The sequence below is a fragment of the Cryptosporangium sp. NPDC048952 genome, assembly GCF_043197895.1.
GTDB lineage: Bacteria > Actinomycetota > Actinomycetes > Mycobacteriales > Cryptosporangiaceae > Cryptosporangium.
Map to the genome: position 1 here is coordinate 118334 of NZ_JBICTY010000011.1, position 7953 is coordinate 126286.

7 protein-coding genes and 1 pseudogene are annotated in these 7953 nt (G+C 68.5%); 4 read left to right on the top strand and 4 right to left on the bottom strand.

The window, feature by feature from the left end; all coding sequences use genetic code 11:
• The first annotated feature begins 365 nt into the window (after positions 1 to 365).
• A complete protein-coding gene (locus tag ACGFY5_RS43210) occupies positions 366 to 1445 on the top strand; it encodes a PP2C family protein-serine/threonine phosphatase (RefSeq protein WP_392730680.1) in 1080 nt (359 codons plus the stop codon).
• Between the two features lie 131 nt (positions 1446 to 1576).
• On the opposite strand, the gene ACGFY5_RS43215 is transcribed toward ACGFY5_RS43210, so the two are convergent.
• The gene (locus ACGFY5_RS43215) at positions 1577 to 1783 is read right to left on the bottom strand and encodes an ANTAR domain-containing protein (protein ID WP_392730712.1); all 207 of its coding nucleotides are present in this window, start codon (positions 1781 to 1783) and stop codon (positions 1577 to 1579) included.
• Positions 1784 to 1888: 105 nt separating this feature from the next.
• A pseudogene (locus tag ACGFY5_RS43220) lies at positions 1889 to 2071 on the bottom strand (histidine kinase); the annotation flags it as partial.
• Positions 2072 to 2640: 569 nt separating this feature from the next.
• Here ACGFY5_RS43220 and ACGFY5_RS43225 point away from each other — a divergent pair.
• On the top strand, positions 2641 to 3462 hold the full coding sequence (locus ACGFY5_RS43225) for an RNA polymerase sigma factor SigF (protein ID WP_392730683.1): 822 nt from the start codon (positions 2641 to 2643) through the stop codon (positions 3460 to 3462).
• Between the two features lie 199 nt (positions 3463 to 3661).
• Here the strand turns inward: ACGFY5_RS43225 and ACGFY5_RS43230 are convergent, their stop codons facing one another.
• Positions 3662 to 4342 carry a chemotaxis protein CheB gene (locus ACGFY5_RS43230; RefSeq protein WP_392730686.1) on the bottom strand — a complete coding sequence of 227 codons (681 nt, stop codon included), beginning with the start codon at positions 4340 to 4342 and terminating at the stop codon, positions 3662 to 3664.
• 372 nt (positions 4343 to 4714) lie between these two features.
• A complete protein-coding gene (locus ACGFY5_RS43235; protein ID WP_392730689.1) occupies positions 4715 to 5122 on the bottom strand; it encodes a hypothetical protein in 408 nt (135 codons plus the stop codon).
• A 236-nt stretch (positions 5123 to 5358) separates the two neighbouring features.
• On the opposite strand from ACGFY5_RS43235, the gene ACGFY5_RS43240 reads away from it, so the two are divergent.
• Complete coding sequence (locus ACGFY5_RS43240) at positions 5359 to 5502, top strand: hypothetical protein (RefSeq protein ID WP_392730692.1); 144 nt, start codon at positions 5359 to 5361, stop codon at positions 5500 to 5502.
• A gap of 686 nt (positions 5503 to 6188) precedes the next feature.
• The gene (locus ACGFY5_RS43245) at positions 6189 to 6443 is read left to right on the top strand and encodes a hypothetical protein (RefSeq protein ID WP_392730693.1); all 255 of its coding nucleotides are present in this window, start codon (positions 6189 to 6191) and stop codon (positions 6441 to 6443) included.
• Positions 6444 to 7953 lie beyond the last annotated feature (1510 nt).

Consider the following 7953-nt stretch of genomic DNA (forward strand, 5'->3'; position numbering starts at 1 on the left):
AGACGCAAATGTGAGCAAAGTTAACAAAGGAGTGAATCTGGGTCAGGTGCCCCAACGGAGCCGTCGAAACCTGCGAGCCTTTCGCGCCGACAATGGTGTGCTCGACTCGGGCGTGGATCAGCTGCCGAGGGGAGCCGCCATCAGGCAGGCAAGAACCCTGCGGCGAGTGCGGGGGGGGCCGCGTAGCATCGTCCTCCGGTCGTGAAATCGGGAGGTCGCGGAGGCAGCGCGGTAATGGTCGATGATCAGCTCGGTCCCGGTGAAGACATGTTCGACGCGTTGCTCCACGCGTCGCACCAATGCCATCCCGAAGATCTTCCGACGCTGGTAGCGGCGCATGCGGGGCCCTTGGGCTTCGTAATCCGATGGTCTACCTGGTCGACCTCGAGCAGGACCAATTGGTGTGGCTGCCGCCGCGGAAATCGGGCGGCGGTCGGCCCGAGCCCAGGCTGTCGGTGGACACCAGCGCCGCCGGGTCTGCGTTCACCAGTCTGGAGGTCCAGATCACCGACGCGCCCGACGGGCACTGGCTGTGGGTCACCCTCCTCGACGGCACCGAACGCCTCGGTGTGCTCCGCCTGACCGTGGACGATCCCGACGACAAGACCGTGCGGCGGGCACGCAGGCTAGCCTCACTGGTCGCGCTGATGCTGATCTCCAAGCGTACCCACAGCGACACTTACCGCCGGCTGGCGCGGGTCCGGGACATGACAGCCTCCGCCGAGATCCAGTGGTCACTGCTACCACCCGGCACCTTCTCCACCGAGTCGGTGGTCGTCGCCGGCATGGTCGAGCCCGCCTACGAAGTCGGCGGAGACCTGTTCGACTACCCAATGAACGGACCGGTCCTGCACGCCGCGCTGTTCGACGCGGCCGGTCACGACTTGTCGTCCGCGGTGCTGGCCGGTTTGACCGTCGGTGGCTACCGCAACGCCCGGCGCCGCAACCTCGACCTCGCTGCTACCGCCGCGGAGATCGACACCACGGTTCGCGCCCAGTTCGGCACCGGCAAACTGGTCACCGGAGTCCTGGCCCAGCTCGACATCGACACCGGGCTCTTGCGGTGGACGCTGGCCGGTCATCCTCCACCGCTTCTCGTCCGCGACCACAGCCTGCACCAGGTCCTGGACTGCCCGGCAGGCCTTCCCTTGGGGATCGGCCTGACTCGCGCCCGGGCGGTGTGCGAGCTGCAACTGGTGCGCGGCGATCGGATCCTCTTCTACACCGACGGTATGACCGAAGCGCGCGACGCCAACGGCGAGTTCTTCGGCGTGGACCGTCTCGTCGATTTCCTCGTCAGCCACGACCGTCAGGGCCATACCGCGCCGGAAACCCTCCGTCAGCTGGTCCGCGCTTTGCTCGACCACCACGGCGACCGGCTGCGTGACGACGCGGGCCTGCTACTGGTCGAATGGCGTCACGACCCGCGCTTGAGCCAACCATGAGCGAGCTCAGGCGTTCGCGCCGACGTCGAGGCGCGCGAAGCACTTGTCCTCGAGCGTGTTTGCCGTGCCGTGAACCACGCTCCGCCTCCGCCTCACTGCCGCCCCGCGACTGCGCGCTTCTCGACGACGAGTCAGCCGCGGGGCCGGTCGCGGTTAGGGGTCCCGTCGTTCTGCGCCTGAGCGACCAGCGCCGCGGCGATGTCACGCAGTTTGCGGTTCGCGTGCTGGGACATCTGGGTCAGCTGGCCGAAGGCTTCCTCCGGCGAGCAGCCATGGCGGGCGATGAGGATGCCTTTGGCCTGTTCGATGACGGCGCGAGAGGCCATCGCGGCGCGCATGCCGTCGGCGAGGTCGGGGGTCGTGGCGTACAGATGGGCGTTGGCCACCGCGACGGCGGCGTAGTCGGCGAATTGCAGCCCCAGCTCGACCGAGCCTGGCGCGAAGGCGTGAGGCCGAGCGCCGTAGATGTTCAAGGCACCCACGACGTTCTCCTGCACCGGCAGCGTGATCGACAGGCCGCTGCGCACACCGCGCTGCGCGGCCACCCGGCAATATTCCGGCCAGCGTGTCTCCGAGGCCATGTCGGGAATGTGCATGGTCTCGGCGCCGCGGGCGGCGTCGAGGCAGGGGGAAAAAACTGCGGGCGTACTGGGACTCGTCGAGCTCCAGCGCGAGCCCGGCCGGTGAACGCGGGCGTAGTCGGGCGGTCGTTGACCACCCGCGTGACTGACACCTCCCTCGCCCCGGCGATCGTGTCCCGAGCGAGGACGGCCACCCGTTCCAGGACTTGCTGCAGGGAGAGGTCCGCGAGCGCGATCCGGCTCAGATCAGCCAACGGCAAGGCCGCATCGGCGACGGCGGTCGCGGGAACGCCAGCGGGGGTTGACGCAGTGTCCACGAGTGTGTTTCCGCTTCCCTTGCCGGAAACGCCGGGCCGGTGTTCCGTGCCGAGCAGCGTTTCTTCACAGCCTCCACCGCGGTCCGGCAGAGGTGGCCCATCTCCGAGATCGGCGGTGGTAGGTCGGTACGCCACTCCTTGACGTCGCCAGGCCGCTTCGGCGGAACCAGCACAGATACGGTACCCGCCCACCGCGAGGCGGTTGATGAGTCTCGCCAGCGGATACCAGCACATCAGGAACTCCGCGGGCCGCCGCACTTTCGTGCGGTGAGCTGAGCGGGGCGGGACGGAGCAGGCATGACGGTGGCACCGGTAGCGCGTCCCCACGAGCACGCGCCATGTGACGCCGGCCCCGGGCGCTACGCGCACTATCCGCTCACTGAGCCGCTGTTCCGCCGCTTTGCCTTGCTGCCGATCTCGCACGCGGATCGCACCGTCGCCCGCCACGAGCTGATCAGCCTGCATCTGCCGTTGGCCGACAACCTCGCGCGCAAGTTCGCCCACCGCGGCCAACCGACCGACGACCTGATCCAAGTAGCCCGAGTCGGCCTGCTGAAAGCGATCGACCGATTCGACCCGACCCGCAACATCCCGTTTCTTGCGTTCGCGATCCCCACGATCACCGGAGAACTGCGCCGCCACTTCCGGGACACCGGCTGGGACGTCAGAGTGCCGCGCCGACTGCAGGAACTACAGCGGAGCATTACCGCGGCGGTGAACGAGCTGTCCCAGCGTGACGGGTGCGCGCCGACGGCCAGCGTCCTGGCGGAGCACCTGGGCGTTCCGAGGGAAGAGGTGATTAACGGCCTGCAGGCCGACCACGCCTACGCCTCGATCTCGCTGGACCTGCCGACCGGACCGGAACCGGACTCCCCGACGCTCGGACACACCCTCGGCGAGGACGACCCCGGCATGGCCCTGGTCGAGAATCACGAAGCGCTCCAACCGCTCCTTGCCGCCCTGCCCGAACGGGAGCGCCGCATCCTCGGATTACGGTTCTTCGCCGAGATGAGCCAATCGCAGATCGCGCAGGAGATCGGCGTCTCCCAGATGCACGTCTCCCGGCTGCTCGCTAAGACCCTCGCCCAGCTACGCGCCGGACTACTCGTCGAAAACTGACCCCGCGCCCTACGCGAACGGCCGGCTGACCTTCCGCCTTGCTGGCTTTCTTCGATCGGCGCGAATCGACTTCAGGGACCTGCTGGCGCTCGACGCGTCCGCCGCCGGCGTTTCCCGCGATCCGCCGCCGCCCTCGACCGGGCGGGAGCCCCGCCGTTCGTGTCCGGCGCAGACGTGGACGGCTTCGCTGGCTTGGTGCTCAGGCCCGCTCCGCTCGGCTGATCACAGTGAGCCGCGCGTCGCTAGGGTTCGGCTGCATCGAGGGGACTGAGGGGGATCGTTCGAGGATCGACGTGCTGGTCAGTTCGATCAGGCGGCGGCCGATCTCGTCGACCGGTAGCACGAGATCGATCGCGTTGTCGCGGTTGATCGTGGCTTGGGGCATGGCGAAATACTGCGAGGTGGCCTCGTCGGACGCCAGGACGAGGCCGCCCCTGTGGTGCACCGCGGTGGCGCCGGTCGCACCGTCCTGGCCGCCGCCGGTCAACACGACGGCGATCACCTGCGGCCCGATCGCCATCGCGAGGGTCGTCAACAGCAAATCGGCCGAGGGGCGGGACGGAGGGAACCGTCCGGACGGAATCAACGCGAGGGTGCGTTGCGGGGTGACGAGCAGGTGGCGGCCGGACGGTGCGACGAAGACTTGTCCGGCGAGGATCGGTTGTCCGTCGGTGGCGGCGCGGACCGGGAGCGCGGTGCGCTGGTCGAGGATTTCGGCGAGATGACTGTCGTACTCCGGTGAGGTGTGCTGGAGGATCAGGACCGCCGCCGGGAAGTCGTGCGGCAACGGTTCCAACACAGCGCTCAAGGCGATGAGCCCACCGGCGGAGCAGACCCGCGCGATCACCGCAGCATCCGTCTTGGCAGCCTCCGGGTCCATGCGGTCACCGTAGCCAAACGGCGGCGAACACACGACGCCGAGCGCGGCAGGACAGTGAGCGAGCAGACTCACGCCGGAGCCGGAAGGGTGAAGGACATCGAGGTGCCGCCGCGGGGGCCTTCGGTGGCCCAGATCCGTCCGCCGTGGCCGCTGCACGATGCGGTGACAGGTGGCCAGACCGATGCCGTCGCCCCGGGCAGAGGTGTCGAGCTGGGTGAACATGTCGAAGACCTTGGCTCAGTGCTCGACGGGGACGCCGATGCCGTTGTCGGTCACCGACCCCGTCCACACGCCGTCCTCCTGATCAGCGGTGAGGGTGATCCGGCAGGGCCGGTCGGGGTGCTGGTACTTCGAGGTAGCCCTTGACCACGCTCAGCGGCGCGAGCAGGTCGTGGCTGACCACTCCGGCGAAGGATTCCAGTTCGGCGTTGGATCGCTGGAGCTCCGCGACGGTGGCGGCCAGCTGGTGACGTTGTTCAGCCAGGTCGGCGTGGGCGGCTTCCAGCTGCGCCCGCTGGCCGCGATGTGACGCGTGGGCCGGGCGTGCGGGCGGATGACCATCTCGGCGTCGCTGACCGCGCCGTCGCGCAGGGCGCGCAGCAGCGGGATCTCCTCGGCCGGTAGCGGCGTCACCGCGTCGCTGCGGTAGAGGTCGTAGTGGTCGGCGAACTCTTCGGAGTCTTTGCTCCGATCGGCGTCCAGGTCGTGCCAGTCGTGGCTGGCCCGGTTGAACAGCGTCAGATGCCCGCTGGGGTCGGCCGCGACCCCTAAGCGTGGCAACGCGTCGCGGCGCCGTCAACGGTGGGCGAACGGCGCGCAGCGATCGGTTTCCGGCTCGATTTGCGGGCGGCCAAAGAACTGTTGTCTAGGCGATCCTCGACCCTGGTCCATGTACCGCTGTTCGACATCGACCTCCCGCTCGGCCGGGGAACCGTCGAGAAGCTCGCCCGGCCCGTCGTGATCCGGACGTTCCGCGCGGTGCACGAACTGCTGCGCCGCGCTGCGGAGACGACCGAATGTTTCTGGTCGGCGGGGCGTGCCGTATGCCGCTGGTCGCGACGCTGTTGCATCGCGAGTTCGGCATAGCGCCGATCCTCTCCGATAGCCCTGAGCTGGTGGTGGCCTCCGGCGCGCTGCTGGTCCTCGACGACCATGAATAGGACCCGAAACCCCAATGGCTCCCGGCACGGCCGGCCGAAGGACCGGCGGCGGCCGCCATCACCGAGCCGACCTAGCACGATGACGCGGTGCCGGCGCAGGCTGATGCTCCGGGGCGTCGGCTTCGTCAGCGCGGCCGACGCTCGGCGCCAACTCCTCGGCGGTGTTGTCGCGGCCGTCTGTCTCATGACTGTTCTTGCGGGCGTCCGGTTCGTCGCGGGCCACGCGATACCGGGCGCCCGCCTGCCGAGCCGCGAATGTCGGGCGCCGCAGAGCTGCGCAAGGTCGGGTGACCTGGACGGAGCCGCCGACGACCTGAATCGCGGTCTGCTCGTCGGGTGCGTAGGCGCGGGTACCGACGGTGGCGGCCCCAATGTTCGGCGTCGGCCGCGCTATTGGTCGGGGAAGGGACGAGGCTGGGGCATGGTCGAGAAGTCGACCATGCCCAGCGTGCGATCGTGCGGCGTCGACCTCCAGTCGGCGAAGTAGCCGCCGCTTTCGGGGGTCATCACCGTGCTTGTGGTGCTGCTCTGTCGAGTCGTTGACAGCCGATCGATGAGGTGGGGACCCATCGGGACACGCGTTGGGCCATCCGGGGGGCAGTCGAGTGCGATGGTTATCGCGGCTGCGGAACACGAGCGATAAATTCCGAGCCGAGCTCGCCTATGTAGCCTCTATTGCGCTCCTCATGATCAGCCTCGGAACATGGGGCGTCTACACAGGGATCAGCGACGCCGTGGAGAACACGATGTATCCGATCCACGGTGTCGTCACCATCGAAGCCTGTGATCGGCCCGAACGCGGCCTGATCACATGTCAGGGACCTTCGTCTCCGACGATGGATCCTCTGAGTTTCGCCTGGCTGGTACCCCTGCTGATGGGGACCCTGTTTGTTCTCGGCGCGGTAGGGCTCGTGGTGGCAGCACTCAGAACCGTGCCATAGCTATCCCTCTCAGGACAACGGCAGGGTTGAGCAGGCGGATCGGCGCTTCGGACATCAGTAGCGACACATGGTCCGCTTGTCAGCACTCGACGAACCAGCCGCTGACCCTCGGCCGGCGCGGACCTCCCGGCGCCCAGATACCGGGCATCCTTGCCGGTGCCGGCGCGTAGGTTTCCGGCAACAGCGGCATCGCGGTCAGTTCCCCGACCACCACGCCCACGACCTCGTCCGCCACGCAGGTACGGCGATGCTCACAGCCGAGAGCACCCTCCGCAATCGCTACGCGCTAGCAAGCCGGACTCCGCAGAAAGTGCCGGGATGGCCGAGCGCGAAGACTCGAGGCGTTCCTGAGCCTCCGATTGAGATGGTGCGCTGCCAGCAGGGGCGACAGCCAGCCGGCCCTTGCCCGATCGAGCAGAAGCGCGTATAGAACGGCTGCCGGGGCTCGCACGGCCCGGTTCGACGAAGTCACCCGTCCTCGGGAGCCGCCATGAACGGCGCATCCGAACCCTCCGCCGCCTCTCCGGCATCCCGGCGGACCGTGTACGGCGCTGGCTCGAGCATGAGTATGGCCGCCCATGGCGGGGCGGCCGCAGGCATCCTGCTGATTCTGCGCGGGCTGTTCTGGGTCGCCCGTCCCCTCACGGAGCTGCAAGCGTATGAGCGTGCGCTTTTCCGCTGTGGTGCTCCCGGGCTGGGCTGCCTGCCGAGCGAGACCGCGACCGTTTACGGCCGGTCGATCTATTCCGACCCGAATGGGGGGTACGACGTCGTACTACGTGGAGTTCGTTCGCGCTGAGGCAGCAGATGGGAGCACACGGTTCCTGAGCGGCTCTACGACGAGGCCCGAAGGGTGAAGGGGCGCGTTTACGGAGCTGGCGCGGGAAGGTCGTGGAGATTTCGGTCGGGGATGACGCCGCAGCCTTCTTACCGCGCGGCGGGCTCGCGGCACTCTATCGCCTGCTCATCGCGGGGGCGGGCTCGGCCTGCTGCTGTAGAGAGCAGTACCGCGGCGGTTCCGGCCGGTGCTGACGGTCGTGTCAGTCGTCGGCTACGGCGGGCCCGTGCCGCATGCTGCCTGGGCCGTGCCGCTGGCCTGGGCATGCGCCCTGCCGTCAGGCGTGTACTGGCTGGCCATCGTGCCCTATCCCGAAGACTGAAACCGCAGGGAAGTAACGTCCCGCCCGGGCCGACGGAGCGGGACCGGCGGCCCCCGGCACTCAACGACTCGCGCGACCTCGGAATGGCAGAAGGGACTTGTCACACCGACCGCTCCGCTGAGCGCGATGGCCCGACGCCGACGCGCCAGACCGCCCACGCGCGGATGAGGCCGCGACATCGGGCACAGGGGGAATATGCCCGCCGCTGGAGCGCTCCGCGATGGGCGTGCCCTGCTGAGAAAGTAGTCAGCCGGGCTTTACTGGTGGATCGGCTAGCGCTTCCGGTCCCGCGAGGGCGCGCGCCGCCTTGCCGCCAGCTAGGCAGCCGACGGCAAGGCCGGTCAGGCGGG